General features: G+C 65.4%; 17 protein-coding genes. 10 read left to right on the forward strand and 7 right to left on the reverse strand.

The window, feature by feature from the left end; genetic code table 11:
* Window positions 1–17: 17 nt before the first annotated feature.
* From DLM85_RS26170 to DLM85_RS06550, 3 genes are read right to left on the reverse strand one after another with little or no spacing between them, the layout of a single operon-like run.
* Window positions 18–143 carry a hypothetical protein gene (locus tag DLM85_RS26170; RefSeq protein ID WP_279387740.1) on the reverse strand — a complete coding sequence of 42 codons (126 nt, stop codon included), beginning with the start codon at window positions 141–143 and terminating at the stop codon, window positions 18–20.
* Window positions 140–766, reverse strand: a complete 627-nt coding sequence (locus DLM85_RS06545) for a hypothetical protein (protein ID WP_133256940.1) — start codon at window positions 764–766, stop codon at window positions 140–142. The genes DLM85_RS26170 and DLM85_RS06545 overlap by 4 nt, the downstream gene beginning before the upstream one ends.
* Before the next feature lie 18 nt (window positions 767–784).
* Window positions 785–1,576: a M48 family metallopeptidase gene (locus DLM85_RS06550; RefSeq protein WP_111477238.1), complete on the reverse strand. Its 792-nt coding sequence runs from the start codon at window positions 1,574–1,576 to the stop codon at window positions 785–787.
* Between the two features lie 255 nt (window positions 1,577–1,831).
* Here DLM85_RS06550 and DLM85_RS06555 point away from each other — a divergent pair, with 255 nt between their 5' ends.
* The 3 genes from DLM85_RS06555 (at window position 1,832) to DLM85_RS06565 (ending at window position 6,648) form a co-directional block, all read left to right on the forward strand.
* A complete protein-coding gene (locus tag DLM85_RS06555) occupies window positions 1,832–2,446 on the forward strand; it encodes a fumarylacetoacetate hydrolase family protein (RefSeq protein ID WP_111477239.1) in 615 nt (204 codons plus the stop codon).
* Window positions 2,447–2,581: 135 nt separating this feature from the next.
* Entirely contained in the window at window positions 2,582–4,549 is a 1,968-nt protein-coding gene (locus DLM85_RS06560; protein ID WP_111477240.1) for a M23 family metallopeptidase, read from the forward strand.
* Window positions 4,550–4,938: 389 nt separating this feature from the next.
* Complete coding sequence (locus DLM85_RS06565; RefSeq protein WP_111477241.1) at window positions 4,939–6,648, forward strand: glucose-6-phosphate isomerase; 1,710 nt, start codon at window positions 4,939–4,941, stop codon at window positions 6,646–6,648.
* Between the two features lie 196 nt (window positions 6,649–6,844).
* On the opposite strand, the gene DLM85_RS06570 is transcribed toward DLM85_RS06565, so the two are convergent.
* On the reverse strand, window positions 6,845–7,348 hold the full coding sequence (locus DLM85_RS06570) for a cupin domain-containing protein (protein WP_111477242.1): 504 nt from the start codon (window positions 7,346–7,348) through the stop codon (window positions 6,845–6,847).
* A 174-nt stretch (window positions 7,349–7,522) separates the two neighbouring features.
* Between DLM85_RS06570 and DLM85_RS06575 the strand changes: the two genes are divergently transcribed.
* From DLM85_RS06575 to DLM85_RS06600, 6 genes are all read left to right on the forward strand, one after another.
* Window positions 7,523–8,086, forward strand: a complete 564-nt coding sequence (locus DLM85_RS06575) for a lipocalin family protein (RefSeq protein ID WP_111477243.1) — start codon at window positions 7,523–7,525, stop codon at window positions 8,084–8,086.
* A gap of 230 nt (window positions 8,087–8,316) precedes the next feature.
* Complete coding sequence (gene bcp, locus DLM85_RS06580) at window positions 8,317–8,766, forward strand: thioredoxin-dependent thiol peroxidase (protein WP_207890987.1); 450 nt, start codon at window positions 8,317–8,319, stop codon at window positions 8,764–8,766.
* A 172-nt stretch (window positions 8,767–8,938) separates the two neighbouring features.
* Complete coding sequence (locus DLM85_RS06585; protein WP_111477245.1) at window positions 8,939–9,826, forward strand: transketolase; 888 nt, start codon at window positions 8,939–8,941, stop codon at window positions 9,824–9,826.
* Between the two features lie 219 nt (window positions 9,827–10,045).
* Window positions 10,046–11,452: a vWA domain-containing protein gene (locus DLM85_RS06590; RefSeq protein ID WP_111477246.1), complete on the forward strand. Its 1,407-nt coding sequence runs from the start codon at window positions 10,046–10,048 to the stop codon at window positions 11,450–11,452.
* A complete protein-coding gene (locus DLM85_RS06595; protein WP_111477247.1) occupies window positions 11,449–12,177 on the forward strand; it encodes a phytanoyl-CoA dioxygenase family protein in 729 nt (242 codons plus the stop codon). The genes DLM85_RS06590 and DLM85_RS06595 overlap by 4 nt, the downstream gene beginning before the upstream one ends.
* Window positions 12,178–12,210: 33 nt before the next feature.
* Window positions 12,211–13,167, forward strand: a complete 957-nt coding sequence (locus DLM85_RS06600) for a transketolase family protein (RefSeq protein WP_111477248.1) — start codon at window positions 12,211–12,213, stop codon at window positions 13,165–13,167.
* A gap of 115 nt (window positions 13,168–13,282) precedes the next feature.
* Here DLM85_RS06600 and DLM85_RS06605 read toward each other — a convergent pair whose 3' ends face one another.
* Window positions 13,283–13,729, reverse strand: a complete 447-nt coding sequence (locus DLM85_RS06605; RefSeq protein ID WP_111477249.1) for a carboxymuconolactone decarboxylase family protein — start codon at window positions 13,727–13,729, stop codon at window positions 13,283–13,285.
* Between the two features lie 79 nt (window positions 13,730–13,808).
* Entirely contained in the window at window positions 13,809–14,384 is a 576-nt protein-coding gene (locus DLM85_RS06610; protein ID WP_111477250.1) for a Crp/Fnr family transcriptional regulator, read from the reverse strand.
* Window positions 14,385–14,598: 214 nt separating this feature from the next.
* Between DLM85_RS06610 and DLM85_RS06615 the strand changes: the two genes are divergently transcribed.
* Window positions 14,599–15,336, forward strand: coding sequence for a DUF481 domain-containing protein (locus DLM85_RS06615; protein ID WP_111477251.1), 738 nt, complete (start codon window positions 14,599–14,601; stop codon window positions 15,334–15,336).
* Window positions 15,337–15,404: 68 nt separating this feature from the next.
* Here the strand turns inward: DLM85_RS06615 and DLM85_RS06620 are convergent, their stop codons facing one another.
* On the reverse strand, window positions 15,405–16,061 hold the full coding sequence (locus tag DLM85_RS06620; protein WP_111477252.1) for a zinc ribbon domain-containing protein: 657 nt from the start codon (window positions 16,059–16,061) through the stop codon (window positions 15,405–15,407).
* Window positions 16,062–16,083 lie beyond the last annotated feature (22 nt).

A 16,083-nucleotide genomic window follows, 5' to 3' on the forward strand; every position in this document is an offset into this window, starting at 1 on the left:
GTTGAAGCGGGCCGTTTTCATTTGGCGTCCGGCTGGTCATCCGCCGGCCGGGGCGGCGCGGGGGCGGACCGGCGGCGCCGGTCGGTGGTCACGAGCAGGGCCAGGGCCGTCAGGCCAAGGCGCAGCAGCCATTTGCGGCTCATTGTTTGGGGGGAAAGAAGGTGTTGCTGTCGACCACGGTCAGGGTGCAGGTGCCGCCGCCGGAGTTGTCGTCGCAGAGCGTGCCGGTGATTTTGTCGCCCTCGAAATTGAAGTAGCACATCTGGCAGCCGCGGCCTTCGAGCACGTACCGCTCGGCGGTGGTGCTCAGGTACAGCTCGTTGTCGGTGCTCAGCTGCAGCGGCAGGGCCATGGCCCGAAACATGCCGTTGCGCAGGCCCATGCCCACCAGGTAGTACACGGGCTTCTCCTTGGTTTTGGCCTTGCCCTGAATGGGGCGCACCAGGGCTTTGTCGACCACGGTGCCGTCGTCGAACTGCCGGTTGAACTGCTGCATCAGGATTTCGCGCGGCACCTTGTACTGCACCTTGCTCTCCACCACGCTGGCCACCAGGCGGTTGGGCGAGTCCACGATGCGCAGCTCGGCGGTTTCCTTTTGCTCTTTGCGCTCAATGCGGGTGCTGCGGCGCGTTGGCTCGGAGGTGCCGGTGCCGTCGTCGGGGTTGGCGGTTTCGCGGGTGCGCCGGGAGGTTTCGCAGGCGCTCAGCAGAATGGCCCCCAGCAACAGCGCCGGGGCCAGGAATCGGGTTGAGAGAAGTCGGAGCACGGGCAGGGGGGCCGCTGATTAGCGGGCAGTATAGTATTTACGCGCCTCGGGCAGCTCCTTCTGGATGTTGGCAATGCGCGTGGCGTCGGAGGGGTGAGTCGAGAGCAGCTCGATGTTGCCGCCCTGGTTTTTGGCCGCCATCCGCTCCCAGAACGGCACGGCCGCATCGGGGTTGTAGCCGGCCATGGCCATGAAAATCAGCCCCAGGTGGTCGGCCTCCGACTCCTGGGTGCGGCTGAACTTGAGCAGCCCTACCTGCGAGCCGACGCCCACGGCCTGCAGGAAAATGTTCTGGGTGGCCGAGGGATTCTGCCCCACTGCCGCCGACAGCACCCCGCCCAGGCCCTGGGCGGCCATCTGCTGGCTGATCCGCTCGTTGCTGTGGCGGGCCACGGCGTGGGCAATTTCGTGGCCCATTACCACGGCCAGGCCGCTTTCGTCCGCCGTGATGGGCAGAATACCGGTGTACACGGCCACCTTGCCGCCGGGCATGCACCAGGCATTTTCCTGCGGGTCGTCAATCAGGTTGAACTCCCACTGGTAGCCCTCCAGCTGGCTGGACTGATTTTGCTGGCGGAAGTAGGTTTCGACGGCCTGCTGAATCCGCTGGCCCACCCGGCGCACCATGGCCGTTTGGCTGGCATCGGTGGATAGCTTGCTGGTTTGCAGCACTTTCTGGTATTCCTGCGCCGCCATGGTATTGATTTCCTGGTCCGACACGAGGCTGATCTGGTTGCGGCCGGTTATCGGCACCGAGGCGCAGCCGGCGCTGGCCGAGAGGGCTACGGCCAAGAGGAATTTTTTGAACATGAGCGGGAAGTGGCTAGGTGAACGAACGGGCCCAGGGCCGCCTGGCAGCGCGAGAATACGCCATTTGGGGCGACTGGGCCGGGTGCGTGCTATACGACGCAGGGCGGGCAAAATGTTGTGCCGCCGCTAACGCCCTCGGCCGCTGCGCCGTAAGGCAGGGCGGCCGGGGCCCGGTTTTTCGGCCTGAGCCAATCCCTTACTTTTGCTCAGGGCCGCTACCGCCCCGATTTTTGTTCTTCCCTGATTCCGCCTTCCATGAAAATACTTTGCATCGGTCGCAACTACGCCGAGCACATTGCCGAGCTCCAGAACGAAGTCCCCGACGCGCCGGTCATCTTCGCCAAGCCCGATACGGCGCTGCTGCAGCGCAACCAGCCCTTCTTCTACCCCGATTTCACCCAGGACATTCACCACGAGGTGGAACTGGTGCTGCGCATCAGCAAGAACGGCCGCCACATCGAGGAGCAGTTCGCCCACACTTACTTCGACGCCATCGGCCTGGGCCTGGACCTGACGGCCCGCGACCTGCAGAGCAAGCTCAAAAGCAAGGGCCTGCCCTGGGAGCTGGCCAAGGGCTTCGACGGCTCGGCCCCGCTGGGCGCCACCTTTAAGCCGGTTTCAGAATTCCCGGACCTGAAAAACATCAACTTTCGCCTGGAAGTCAACGGTGAGCTGCGCCAGCGGGGCAACTCCGCCATGATGCTGCACGACTTCAGCAAAATCATCAGCTACATCTCGCAGTTTATCACCCTGAAGATGGGCGACCTGATTTTCACCGGCACGCCCAGCGGCGTGGGGCCCATCAAGGTGGGCGACCGGCTGGTGGGCTACATCGAAGACGAGCCGTTCTTCGACGTGAGCGTGAAGTAAAAGTCAATAGAACGTCCTGTCTCGGCTGCGCTCGACAGGACGTTCTATTGACTTTTACTTCACGCTGTTTCTGCTTTTTCTTTCCGGCGGCGCCACCCCTGCGGCCGCCCCAAGCCCGTTGTTGTCCCTGTGTTGTTGAACCACCTCCTTGTCAAGCTGCTGCTGCTGGCCGCGCCGGCCCTGCCCTTCTCCTGCTCTGCCGACCCCGACGCGCAGACCGACCCGCCGAAAGCGACCAAGCCGGCCGCGGCCGCCCAGGATACCACCGCCGGCGCGCTGAAGGGCTACTTTCTGTTCCCGATTCAGCCCGGCCGGCCCAACCTACTGGCCGCCAGCATGGGCGAGCTGCGTCCCAACCACTTCCACGGCGGGCTCGACATCAAGACCAACGGCGGGGTGGACTTGCCGGTGTACGCCGCCGCCGACGGCTACATCTCGCGCATGAAGCAGAGCAGCTTCGGCTACGGCAACGTGCTCTACATCACCCACCCCAACGGGCTAGTGACGGTGTACGGGCACCTGAACCACTTCCGCGGGCCGGTGGCCCAGGAGATGCTGCGCCGCCAGTACGAGAAGCGCAGCTACGAGCTGGAGCTGTTCTTCGAGCCCAACCAGTTTCCGGTGAAGCGCGGCGAAGTGGTGGCCCTGTCGGGCAACACCGGCGGCTCGGCGGGCCCGCACCTGCACTGGGAAGTGCGCGACGCCAAAGACCGGCAGCTCAACCCCTTGCAGTGGGGCGGCTTCCCGGAAATTCAGGACCACGTGGCCCCCACCGTGGTGGGCGCGGCCGTGGAGCCGCTCAGCATCGACGGGCGGGTGCAGGGCCGCTTCGAGAAGCGCCTGTTTACGCCCGTGGGCGCGCCCGGCGCCGGCTTCAGCGTGCCCGATACCATTGCGGCCTACGGCACCGTGGGGCTGCTGCTGCAGGCCTTCGACCGCTTCGACAATGCCTGGAACAAAAACGGGCTGTACCGGGTGGAGGTGCGCGTGAACGGGCAGCCGCTGTATTCGCACGTCATCAACGGCATCGGCTTTCCGGAGGAGACGCGCGTGGTCAACCAGCACATCGACTACGAGTACCTGATGACCTCGCGCCGCACCTTCGAGAAGCTGTGGGTGGACGACGGCAACGACCTCTCGATTTCCCGCACCGGCCCCACGAAGGGCAAGCTGCGCGTGGAAGCCGGCCAGGTGTACGACGTGGAAATGCGTCTCTTCGACGCCTACGGCAACCTCACGCCCCTGCGCATGGTGCTGCGCGGCGAGCAGCCCGCCTACTGGCAGACGCGCGCGGCCGCGGTGCGCAAGCCCGCCCTGCGCTACGACGTGCTGCGCAACATCCTGCGCGTGACCGTGGACGACTCGGCCCGCCAGGCTCCCAACCTGACCCTGCTGCGCAACGGCCGCCAGCTGCAGCTGCGCCCCAGCTACACCGATCAGGGCCGCACGGTGTACCTCTTCGACCTGCGCGCCGGCCTGCCGGAGTTTCTGCGCTTCCCGGGCCTGGCCGCCGACCAGCGCTTCGACCGGGTGGCGGCCATTCCGGCCGGCCAGGAGCAGCTGTTTGCCAACAACCTGGTGAACCTGGTGTTTGCCCCGCGCACCAACTACGACACGCTCTACCTGCAAACGAGCTTCAAGGACAAGACCTGGACCATCCAGAACCCGCGTACGCCCATTCAGCAGGCCATGCGCGTGACCCTGAAGCCCGCCGGGCCCGTGGCCGACAAAGCCCACGCGGCGGCCTACCTCATCCGGGGCGCCACGGCCAGCTGGGCCGGCGGCACCTGGGACGGGGAGCTGCTGACCTTCAGCACCCGCAACTACGGGCAGTTCCGCATCCTCACCGACACGATTCCGCCCTCGGCCCGCCTCATCAGCCGCGCCGGCGGGCTGGTGTTCAAGGTCAGCGACAACCTCTCGGGCCTGAACCGCTACGAGCTGGAAATCAACGGGCGCTTCCGCCTGCTGCGCTTCGAAAACAAAAACGCCACGCTCTTCACCGAGCGCACCGACACGCTGGGTCCGGCGCTGCGCGGCCCCGCCACCCTGCGCCTCACCGATCAGGCCGGGAATGAGAAGGTGATTAAGCTGCAGCTGTAATGGCCGCTGGCCCGCTCAGGCAAACGCCCTGCTGGCCTTGCGCCGGCAGGGCGTTACGTCTTGGCACTAGGCGCGGCACCTTCGGCAGACATTGCCCTGCTACTCCCGCACCCTGGCCCCGACGTGTGACCGGCAGGCAATACATAAATAAACAACGCAACTTACCCGCATAACCAAGCGGGCAGCTAAAGTAAGCCCCGTGATAATAGGCTTTGGCTGTCAGTATTTTGCCCTGCCTCGAAGCAGCTTTTCCGCGGAAAGTTGCTTTTTCCACCCCGCCTTTTCGGAAAGGAGGTGCATTTTTACCGCCGCAGCCGTTCCGACCCGTCCCGGGCCTTGGCGCAGCGGCGGCCCCAAACCTGATTCACTCCACACTACCGCAACCCCCGATGGGAGAAACGCAACAATCCGTGCCCGCCGCCGCGCTGCACCTGGGCCCGTACCAGGCCACCGTCGACGCCAAAATCGCCGAGTTCAACGCCAAGAACTTCACCGCCGGCTTCTGGCAGAAGCAGGCCGACTTGTGGGTGCAGGACGCCGCGGCCCAGGCCGAGCTGCGCGCCTACATGGGCTGGCTGCGCGTGGCCGAAACCATGCAGCAGGCCGTACCCGAAATCAACGCCTTCGTGCAGGAAGTGAAAGCCGCCGGCTTCACCCACGTCATCGTGATGGGCATGGGTGGCTCCTCGATGGCCCCGATTGTGTTCGAGAAGTCCTTCCCCAAGTCGGCCGAGGGGCTGGAAATGCTGGTGCTCGACACCACCGACCCCGGCACCGTGCAGCAGATTGAACAGGCCGTACCGCTGGAAACCACGCTGTGCATCGTGGCCAGCAAATCGGGCACCACGGCCGAGCCGCTGGCCTTCGGCGACTATTTCTACGACCGGCTCAAGGCCCTGAAGGGCGAGCGGGCCGGCGAGAATTTTGTGGCCATTACCGACCCGGGCTCCAAGTTCATTGCCACCGCCGACAGCCTGGGCTACCGCCGCGTGTTCCTGAACTTCACCGAGGTGGGCGGCCGCTTCTCGGCCCTCTCCTACTTCGGCCTGGTGCCCGCCGCCCTCTACGGCATCGACATCGAGGAACTGCTGCGCCGCGCGGTGGGCATGATGGAGGCCAACGGCGCCAGCGGCGACGTGCAGCACAACCCCGGCCTGGAGCTGGGCGTGGCCCTGGGCGTGCTGGCCCAGCAGGGCCGCGACAAGCTCACGCTCGTCACCCCGCCCTCGCTCAGCGACCTGGGCCTGTGGCTGGAGCAGCTCATTGCCGAAAGCACCGGCAAGCACGGCGTGGGCATTCTGCCCGTGGCCGGCGAGCCGCTGGCCGACCTCTCGCTCTACGGCCCCGACCGCGTGTTCGTATACGTGGGCTACGAGGGCGACGCGGATGCTGACAACCAGCAAAAGCTGCAGGCCCTGCAGGCCGCCGGCCACCCGGTCATCAGCATCCGGATGCACGACGCGCTGGACCTGGGCCAGGAGTTTTTCCGCTGGGAAGTGGCCACGGCCGTGGCCAGCGCCGTGCTCGAAATCAACCCCTTCGACCAGCCCAACGTGCAGGCGGCCAAAACAGCTACCGACAAGCTGATGAAGGAAGTGGCCGAGAAAGGCAGCCTGCCCCAGGAAGCGAAAACCCTGGCCGCCGACGGCCTGAGCTACTACGGCGGCGCGGCCGGCAGCCCCGACGCCCACGCCCTGCTCGACGGCTTCTTCCAGGCCCGGCCCGGCGACTACGTGTCCATCCAGGCTTACCTCACGGAGACGCCCGAGCTGAACGCGGCCATCGACGAGCTGCGCGCCACCCTGCAGCAGCGCCTGCACGCGGCCACCACCTTCGGCTACGGACCGCGCTTTTTGCACAGCACCGGCCAGTACCACAAGGGCGGGCCCAACACCGGCCTGTTCCTGCAGCTCACCGCCGACAACCAGCCCGACCTGCCGCTGCCCGGCCGCAGCTACACCTTCGGCACGCTGAAGAACGCCCAGGCCCAGGGCGACCTGGAGGCCCTGCGCAGCTACGACCGCCGCACCCTGCGCGTGGACCTCGGCGCCAACGCGCTGGAAGGCGTGCGGAAGCTGACCGCCGCGCTGAAAGGCTAGACATGGGATAGTGAGACATGAGAAGTGAGACGGACGTCGGCTTTTCGCGTTAGCCCGACCAAAACGAAAAGCCCCGCCGGATTGCTCCGGCGGGGCTTTCTGCTTCTAGTTAGGCGACAGGTCAGCGTGTAGGCCGACAAAGACCAAGAAGTCGTCTGTCGCACTTCTCATGCCTCACCATCCCATGTCTAATTCTCTACCGCCCGAAGTCGTCCTGCACGCGCACGATGTCGTCCTCGTCGGAGGGCTGCTGGGCGTCGGTGTGCTGCCAGATTTCGGCCAGGATGCCCCAGCCGTCGAGGCCCACGAGGCGGTGCCGCTCGCCCTGGCGCAGGGTGATTTGCTCGCCCACCTGGTAGGTTTTCAGCGCGCCTTCCGCGTCGGTGTCGCTGGTGACGACGCCCACCGGGCCCTGCACCACGCGCCAGATTTCGGCGCGGCGGTGGTGGTACTGCCACGAAAGGCGCTGGCCGGGGGCCACGATGAGGATTTTGGGGCTGAGCTTGCCCGAAATGCGCAGCTCGTCCACCGAGAGGCCGTCGAAGTAGGTGTCGGCAAACTGCTGGGCCTGGCCTTCGTCGATGACGAAGAAGCCGCCCCAGGGGCGCGTCTGGTCCTGGCGCTCGATGCCGAAGCCCTGCTGGCGGAGTTGTTGCTCGGTGTGCGCGAAAAGCTGCTGTTTATCGGGAGGGGTGCTCATCAAGGAAGGGCTGGTGAAAAAAATCCGGACCGAGGCGGCGCCGGCAGCGGCGTTTGGGCGGCCCCAGACCGGCAAAGGTAAGCAGCCCGGCGCATTCCCGAAACGGGGCGGCGGACCGGCCGAACGTGCGCCCCGCGCGCTGCGTACAGGCGTTACGCACCCCACACCTTTCGCATGGCAACTCCTCGCATCCGCAAACCCAGCTTCTGGCCCGCCGCCGCGGCCGTTTTGGCCACCAGCGCCGCCGTGTACGCCCTCACCCGCCGCCGTCGACCCAAGCTGACCACCGTTCCCCACGTCGACCTGCACCGCTACGCCGGCCGCTGGTACGAAATTGCCCGCCTGCCCCAGCGTTTCGAGCAGGGCTGCACCCACGTCACGGCCGAGTACCGCCCCCTGGCCGACGGCAACATCGAAGTGCACAACACCTGCCACCAGGACTCGGTGAACGGCCCCGCCGAAACCGTGCGCGGCCTGGCCCGGGTGGTCGACCCCAAAACCAACGCCAAGCTCAAAGTGCAGTTTCAGTGGCCCTTCGAAGGCGACTACTGGATTCTAGCCCTCGATGAGCACTACCGCTTTGCCCTCGTCGGCACCCCCGACCGCAAAGGCTTGTGGATTCTGAGCCGGGAGCCGCAGCTCAGCCACCCGGCCCTGGCCAACCTGACGGAAATGGCCCGGCAGAAAGGATTTGCGGTGGATAAGCTCATCTACACCCAGCAGCCCGAAGCGGAATAAAAATCAGCACGGGCCCTGGTTACGCCATTTGTAGTAGCGTAACCAGGGCCCGGCAGCGGGCAGGCTTTCAATCTGCGTGGGTGCTCAGCCATTGCGCCCGCAGCCGTTGGCAACGTTCGACGCCGGGTGAAAACCTGCTTTACTTCCGGCGCCGGTTACGCCGCTGCGCGGCTAAACCGGCGCCCGCGGGGTAGCACATCCGGGCCAACCGTTTACCTTTGGGGCCGATGATTACGCTCAACCCCGGCGACCAAGCCCCCGACTTCACGGCTCAGGACCAAAGCGGCCAGACCCGCCGCCTCGCGGATTACCGCGGCCAGCGCGTGGCCCTGTACTTCTACCCCAAGGACGACACGCCCGGCTGCACGGCCCAGGCCTGCTCCCTGCGCGACGGCGAAACCCAGCTGCGCGCCGCCGGCCTGCAGGTGCTCGGCGTGAGCCCCGACGACGTGGCCTCGCACCAGAAATTCGCCGACAAGTTCGAGTTGCCCTTCCCCCTGCTGGCCGACCCCGAACGCACCCTGGCCGAAGCCTACGGCGTGTGGCAGGAAAAGAAAAACTACGGCCGCACCTACTGGGGCGTGGTGCGCACCACCTTCCTCCTCGACGCCGAGGGCCGCGTGGAGCGCATCATTCGCCGCCCCGACACGAAGAACCACGCCGAGCAACTGCTCAAGTAGCCCTGGCCGCCGGCGGACCCGCATTGAGGGCCCGCCGGTTTCGTTTTCGGTAGGATTCACTGCCGCCGGGTTTGGCGCAAGCCACCCCGAGGGCCGAACTTAGCCGGCCGCGCCGCCGCGGGCTACCACGGCCGGCGCCCTCTCTCTTTCGCTCATTCACTTCCTTTCCCCTATGTCCGCATCTACTTCTCCCGCCGCCGAAGCCACGGCCACCCGCTCCGTTGCCGAGCTGAAACAGATTGCCGCGCAGGTGCGCCGCGACATCGTGCGCATGGTGCACGCCGTCAACTCGGGCCACCCCGGCGGCTCGCTGGGCTGCACCGATCTGCTGGTGGCCCTCTACTTCAAGGTGATGAAGCACCAGCCCGAGCCCTTCGACATGAACGGCGTGGGCCAGGACCTGTTCTTTCTCTCCAACGGCCACATTTCGCCGGTGTTCTACTCGGTGCTGGCCCGCTCGGGCTACTTCCCGGTGAGCGAGCTGAGCACCTTCCGCAAGCTAAACTCGCGCCTGCAGGGCCACCCCGCCACCCACGAGCACCTGCCCGGCATCCGCGTAGCCTCCGGCTCGCTCGGCCAGGGCCTGAGCGTGGCCATCGGCGCGGCCCAGGCCAAGAAGCTCAACGGCGACGACCGCAGCGTGTTCGTGCTGATGGGCGACGGGGAGCTGGAAGAAGGCCAGGTGTGGGAAGCGGCCATGTACGCCCCGCACCACAAAGTCGACAACCTGATTGCGGTGGTGGACCGCAACGGCCAGCAGATCGACGGCCCGACCGACAAAATCGGCGGCCTGGGTGATTTGCGCGCCAAGTTCGAGGCCTTCAACTGGGAAGTGCTCGAAGCCAACGGCAACGACCTGGAGCAGCTGCTGCCCGCCCTGGAAGACGCCCAGGCCCGCCTGGGCAAAGGCCGGCCGGTGATGATCCTGATGGACACCCAGATGGGCTTCGGCGTGGATTACATGATGGGCAGCCACAAGTGGCACGGCGTGGCTCCGAACGACGAGCAGCTGGAAAAAGCCCTGCAGCAGCTCAGCGTGGAAAAGGCGTCGGATTACTAGACCGGAAGCAGAACGTCGTTCAGAGCGCGGCGAGGCATCTCGCGTGCTGATGCTAGGCAGTATATCCTACTCGTTCAGCGAAGGAATTACGCTTGGACGGCAGCACGCGAGATGCCTCGGCTCCGCTCGACATGACAACCAATCAAACACATTGCCTCCTCGCCTGCTGACGCCAGGCTCCCCTCTTCTTTTCGGAGAGGGGTCGGGGGCGAGGCGCCCATGGCACGACTCGCACGCACGTTCTGGCTGTTGCTGCTGACCAGCTTGGTGGTCAGCCAGCCGCTGCGTGCCCAGCAGGGGACGCCGTCGAGCCAGCCCAAGACCACGCGCATCCTCTTCGTGCTCGACGCCTCGGGCTCGATGAACGCGCCCTGGGAAGGCCAGCCGCGCTGGAACGTGGCCAAGGCGCTGCTGGCCAAGATGGCCGACTCGCTCAACGCCTACCCCAACCTGGAACTGGCCCTGCGCGCCTACGGTCATCAGCACCCCAACACCGAGAACAACTGCGAGGACTCGCGCCTGGAAGTGCCCTTTGCCCGCAAAAACGCCGCCGCCATCAAGCAGAAGCTGCAGGACCTGCGGCCCCAGGGCAACACGCCCATTACCTACTCGCTGGGCCAATCGGCCAACGACTTCCCGGCCGACCGCAACGCCCGCAACGTGCTTATCCTGATAACGGACGGGCTGGAATCGTGCAAGGGCGACCCCTGCGCCACGGCCCTGGCGCTGCAGCGCAAGCGGGTGTTTCTCAAGCCATTTGTTATCGGGATTGGGGCGGAGCGGGAGTTTGGCGAGCAGCTCAAGTGCCTGGGCCAGTACTACAACGCCGCCGACGTGAAGACCTTCCGCACCATCCTGAGCGACGTCATTGCCCAGACCCTGGCCAAGACCACGGTGGCGGTGAATTTGACCGACGAGGCGGGCCGGCCGGTGGAGTCGAACGTGAACCTGACCTTCATCAACAACGTGACCGAGCAGCCGGAGTACAACTACGTGCACTGGCGCGACGCCAAGGGCCAGGCCGACGTGCTCGACATCGACGCGCTGCAGAGCTACGACCTGGTTATCAACACGGTGCCGCCGGTGCGCCAGGCCAACCTGGTGATTAAGCCCGGCAAGGCCAACGTGCTGACCTACAAAACCCCGCAGGGCACGTTGAATCTGCAGAGTCCGCCCATCACCACCAACCCCTACGGCACGGTGCAGGCGGTGGTGCGCGCCCAGGCTTCGCCCGCCACGGTGCTGGCCCGGGCTTTCGGCTCGAAGCAGAAATTGCTGGCCGGCAACTACGAGGTGGAAATCCTGACGCTGCCGCGCCTCGTCCGGCGCGTCACGGTGAAGCAGGGCCAGGAAACCACCGTCACTTACGATGCGCCCGGCACCCTGAACATCATCAGCGACCTGAAAGGCTACGGCAGCATCTACCGCCTCAACCAAGACGACTCGCAGACCTGGGTGTACGATTTGCCGCCCGGCGGCTCCTCGAAAATCAACCTGCCCATGCAGCCCGGCCCCTACCGCCTGGTGTACCGCACCGCCACGGCCACCGGCAGCAAGTTCACCGACGTGCGCACGTTCACCATCCGCAGCGGGCAAACCTCTTCGGTCAGCATCTTCGGCAAATGATCCAGACCGCGCAACATACCTTGCTGGATTACCAGCGCGACGGATTTGCCGTGGTGGAGCAGGTGTACGCCCCGGCCGAAATCCGGGCCCTGCTGGCCGTTATCGAACAAGCCGGCGCACAGGGCGGCAGCTTCCGCCGCACCGCTGACGTGTTTGCCATCCGCAACCTGCTCGCGGAGCTGCCCGCGTTGCGCCCGCTGATCTGGAACGAGCGGTTTAAGGAGCTGCTGCACGAGCTGCTGCCCGCGCCGCAACACCTCGTCAAGGCCATTTACTTCGACAAGCCCGCCGGCTCGAACTGGGTAGTGGCCTGGCACCAGGACCTGATGGTGGCTGTGGACCGCCGCGCCGAGCTGCCGGGCTTCGGCCCGTGGAACGTGCGGCCCGAGGGCGTGAACGTGCAGCCCCCCCGCCAGTACCTCGACGGCATCTGCACGCTGCGCATCCACCTCGACGCCTGCGACGCTGGTAATGGGGCCCTGCGCGTGGTGCCCGGCTCGCACCGGCACGGCGTAATTCCGGCCGCCGACATTGCCGATTTCACCCCGCACGCGCAGGTTTGCCCGGTGCCGGCCGGCGCGGTGATGCTGATGAAGCCCCTGACCCTGCACGCCTCGCACCGCAGCCTCGACGAGCGGCCGCGGCGCGTGATTCACCTCGAATTTTCTTCTCAGCGGCTGCCCGCCGGCCTGCGCTGGCGCGAAGACGCCGCCCCGGCGTCATAGCTGCTTTTTTCACTGAAACCTCTCCCTTTTCCTATGAAAGACTTCCCCTACACCGAGAAAAAAGACACCCGCAGCGGCTTCGGCGCCGGCCTGCACCAGCTGGGCCAGACCAACCCGAACGTGGTGGCCCTCTGCGCCGACCTCATCGGCTCCCTGAAGATGGACGCCTTCGTGAAGGACTTCCCGGAGCGCTTCTTCCAGGTGGGCATTGCCGAAGCCAACATGATGGGTTTGGCCGCGGGCCTGACCATCGGCGGCAAAATTCCCTTCACCGGCACCTTCGCCAACTTCTCGACCGGCCGCGTCTACGACCAGATCCGGCAGAGCATTGCCTACTCGGGCAAGAACGTGAAGATCTGCGCCTCGCACGCCGGCGTGACCCTGGGCGAAGACGGCGCCACTCACCAGATTCTGGAGGACATCGGCCTGATGAAGATGCTGCCGCACATGTGCGTCATCAACCCCTGCGACTACAACCAGACCAAAGCCGCCACCATTGCCATTGCCGACTACGAGGGCCCGGTGTACCTGCGCTTCGGCCGCCCGGTGGTGCCCGTCTTCACCCCCGCCGACCAGAAGTTCGAAATCGGCAAGGCTGTGATGCTGAACGAGGGCACCGACGTGAGCATCTTCGCCACCGGCCACCTGGTCTGGAAAGCCATCCTGGCTGGCAAGCTGCTGGCTGAGAAAGGCATCAACGCCGAAATCATCAACATCCACACCATCAAGCCCCTGGACGTGGAAGCCGTGCTGACCTCGGCCCGCAAAACCCGCTGCGTGGTGACGGCCGAAGAGCACCAGATGAACGGCGGCCTCGGTGACAGCATTGCCCAGCTGCTGGCCCGCGAGGAGCCGCTGCCCCTGGAAATGGTGGCCGTCGACGACTCCTTTGGCGAATCGGGCACGCCCGACGAGCTGATGGAAAAGTACGGCCTCAACGAGCAGGCCATTGTGGCCGCCGTGGAGAAAGTAATGGCCCGCCGGAAGTAGTTTCTGCGCTAGGCTCGTAACACGACACCGCCCCGGTTGCCAGCTGGCAGCCGGGGCGGTGTCGTGTTTTAGTGGGTATCGGGATGGTCGTTTCAGATGCGCTGCGCTGCCCCGCTTACGCGGCCTTCGCCACGGGCAGCTGGGTGCTGACGGCAATGCGGTTCCAGGTGTTAATCAGCACAGCCGCTACAATGATCTGAGCCACGACTTCGGGGCCGAACAGCTGCGCCGCTTGCTGGTACGTGGCATCCGAAACCCCGTGCTGGTGAATCAGCGTCACTTCCTCGGCCACGGCCAGGATGGCTTTTTCCTCGGCCGTAAACAGATCAGTTTCCCGCCAGGCATTCAGCAGCAGGAGCCGCTGCGGCGTTTCCCCGATTCTCAGGGCCTCTTTGCTGTGCATGTCGAGGCAGAAGGCACAGCCGTTGATCTGCGACACCCGAACTTTAATTAATTCCTGCTGCACGGGCGTCAGGCTGGTCTTGGCCATGCTGATGGACAGGTTGTACATGGCTTTCCAGACGGTGGGCAGGGCGGCCTCGATGTTCACGCGCTTTTCCATGGGGTTTATTGCTCTGTGATTGAATGAGTTGATGCTCACAAAGCTCGGGCGCCACCGCGGCCAGAATCCTTAAACTGGTTTAAGAATGCCGCCGCCCGCGGATTTCGCTCAGGTACTCGGGCGTGATACCCAGGTACGAAGCCAGCAGGTACTGCGGCACCCGCTGCACAAACGCAGGTTGGCGCTGATGGAACTGCCAGTACCGCTCCTCCCCCGACAGGGTGTAGAGACTCTTGATGCGGAACTGGGCCGCGGCGTGGGCCCGCTGGTGAATCAGCCGGAAGTAGCGTTCCAGACGCGGAAACCCATGCAGCAGCTGCTCCTGCCCGGCAAAGGAAATGGCCAGTACTGTCGATTTCTCCACGGCCTGAATGCCGAAGGCGGCGGGCGCGGGCGTGCCGAAGGCGGCGTAGTCGGTCAGCCACCAGCCTTCCAGGGCAAACTGCGTGGTTTGCTCCGTGCCTTTGTCGTTCACGAAAAACAGCCGTAGGCAGCCTTGGGCCACGAAGTAGTGCGCCTGGCACAGCTCGCCCTGCACCAACAGGTTGGCTTTCTTGCCGACGTCCAGCGGCTGAAAGAAGCGGCGGATGCCCCGCCATTCTTCCTCCGGCAACTCAATAAACCGGGCAATGTGCGCCCGCAGCATTTCCATCATAGCCAGTAGTAGCCCAGGCCCCGGCGGGCCGCAGCCTACCGACCAGCCGTCCGGGTCGGGCCGAACCTAAGCAATTGCGACTACACGACCACGATGAGGTGGTGGTGGCCGCGCACCGGGTGGAAGCTGCCACTCCGGTTTCTGCGGTTGCGGGCCGGGCCGGTACCTTTGCCGGGCCGTGTTGCCGTCCTTTGTGCCACCCCTACCGCTGTTGATGCTGACGATTTGCCACCGCTTTTTCCTGTTTAGCCTCCTGCTGCTGGCCGGCCACAGCGCCCAGGCCCAGCGCCCCGACACCACCATCATTCACTACGCCGGCACGCTCACCGGCGCGCTGTCGGCCGGCGGGGTGTACCGCACGCTGCTCACCACCACGCACTCGGTGAGCTTCAGCCGCGGCCTGCACTTCGGCCTCCCGCTGACGGGCACCTTCACCTACGGCAAGCAGGACCGGCAGCTCAAGGAGCGCGAGGCGCTGCTCAACGCCACGCCCTACTACTGGAAGGGCCGCTTCCGCGCCTACGGCCTCGGCGGCTACGAGCGCAGCAACCTGCGCGGCATTGCGGACCGCTGGCAGGTGGGCGCGGGCCCCGGCTGGTCGTTCTACCGCGACTCGCTGGGCACGCGCGAGGTGGCGCTGAGCAACCTCGTCATTCGCGAAGCCACGTACTACATCGACGGCAGCTGGCGCCTGGTCACGCGCAACTCGCTGCGGCTGAAGCTACTCTACACCCTGCGGCAGTTCACCGTGTCCACCTTCACCTATTACCAGCCTTCTATCCCAACGGTATCAGATTTCCGGGTAAGCCAGCTGGCGACGGTAACCTTCAAAGTGACCAAGCGCCTGGCCGTGAATGCCACCAGCAACTACACCCACGAAAGCCGGGTGCTGGCCGGCAAAAACCCCGACAACTACAACATGACGGTGGGCTTCAGCTACGCCACGCCGTAGGCTATTCGCAACCGCGCCCGGCCGCCGTATTGGCAGCCGGGCGCGGTTGTTGAAAAATGGGAAGGGAGCTACTGCTTCGAGCCGCACTCGGCGCAGAATTTCTGCTCGGGCTTCATGCCGGCGCCGCAGTTGCCGCAGAACCGGTCCTTGGCCTGGGCCTGCGCGCCGGGGTTGGCGGTGCCGCAGCTGGGGCAGAACTTCTGGCCGGCGGCCAGCTTGGTCTGGCAGCTGGGGCACTGCTGCAGGCCACCCTTGTTCAGAAAGTCGAGGCCCTGGGTGTAGTCCTGCTCACGGGTTTTGGTGTAAATCTGGTCGCGGGCGGCCAGGCGCTGCTGGGCGGCCAGCTCCTCCTGCTCGTCGGGGGCGCAGTCTTCGCAGAGGCCGGCCTGGTGGTTCCAGCACACGTCGGGGCACACCCAGTGGCCGCAGCGGGTGCACTGCTTGAAGTAAGTTTTGCCCTCCTGCACAGCTTTTTCCAGGGCGTCGTCGTGGGCCTTGCCGCCCACGGCGCGCTGCACGTGGTAGGCGGCGCTGCCGGCATCGGAGAAGTAGCCGCCGAACAGGCTGCCGGCGGCGCGCATCAGCTCCCCGGCAATGCCCACGGCGTTGGGCTGGAAGCGCGACATGTGGCCGTTGCGGCACTTGTCGCAGTGGAACTTGAACTGGAAGCCTTTATCGGTGCTCAGGTCGTCGTAGTTGGCGACGAATTGGATCAGGTTGCTCACGGGGTTCTGGCGGATGGTTGGG

Origin of the sequence: Hymenobacter edaphi (genome assembly GCF_003258365.1) — a bacterium.
Classification (GTDB): domain Bacteria; phylum Bacteroidota; class Bacteroidia; order Cytophagales; family Hymenobacteraceae; genus Solirubrum; species Solirubrum edaphi.

What these genes read in the sequence shown, in the direction of transcription:
- DLM85_RS06605 (WP_111477249.1), bottom strand. Translation starts at nt 13,729, where the DNA reads ATGGAAAAGCGCGTGAACATCGAGGCCGCCCTGCCCACCGTCTGGAAA.
- DLM85_RS06570 (WP_111477242.1), bottom strand. Translation starts at nt 7,348, where the DNA reads ATGAGCACCCCTCCCGATAAACAGCAGCTTTTCGCGCACACCGAGCAA.
- DLM85_RS06615 (WP_111477251.1), top strand. Translation starts at nt 14,599, where the DNA reads ATGCTGACGATTTGCCACCGCTTTTTCCTGTTTAGCCTCCTGCTGCTG.
- DLM85_RS06550 (WP_111477238.1), bottom strand. Translation starts at nt 1,576, where the DNA reads ATGTTCAAAAAATTCCTCTTGGCCGTAGCCCTCTCGGCCAGCGCCGGC.
- DLM85_RS06595 (WP_111477247.1), top strand. Translation starts at nt 11,449, where the DNA reads ATGATCCAGACCGCGCAACATACCTTGCTGGATTACCAGCGCGACGGA.
- DLM85_RS06575 (WP_111477243.1), top strand. Translation starts at nt 7,523, where the DNA reads ATGGCAACTCCTCGCATCCGCAAACCCAGCTTCTGGCCCGCCGCCGCG.
- DLM85_RS06590 (WP_111477246.1), top strand. Translation starts at nt 10,046, where the DNA reads ATGGCACGACTCGCACGCACGTTCTGGCTGTTGCTGCTGACCAGCTTG.
- DLM85_RS06610 (WP_111477250.1), bottom strand. Translation starts at nt 14,384, where the DNA reads ATGATGGAAATGCTGCGGGCGCACATTGCCCGGTTTATTGAGTTGCCG.
- DLM85_RS06565 (WP_111477241.1), top strand. Translation starts at nt 4,939, where the DNA reads ATGGGAGAAACGCAACAATCCGTGCCCGCCGCCGCGCTGCACCTGGGC.
- DLM85_RS06585 (WP_111477245.1), top strand. Translation starts at nt 8,939, where the DNA reads ATGTCCGCATCTACTTCTCCCGCCGCCGAAGCCACGGCCACCCGCTCC.
- DLM85_RS06600 (WP_111477248.1), top strand. Translation starts at nt 12,211, where the DNA reads ATGAAAGACTTCCCCTACACCGAGAAAAAAGACACCCGCAGCGGCTTC.
- DLM85_RS26170 (WP_279387740.1), bottom strand. Translation starts at nt 143, where the DNA reads ATGAGCCGCAAATGGCTGCTGCGCCTTGGCCTGACGGCCCTGGCCCTG.
- DLM85_RS06555 (WP_111477239.1), top strand. Translation starts at nt 1,832, where the DNA reads ATGAAAATACTTTGCATCGGTCGCAACTACGCCGAGCACATTGCCGAG.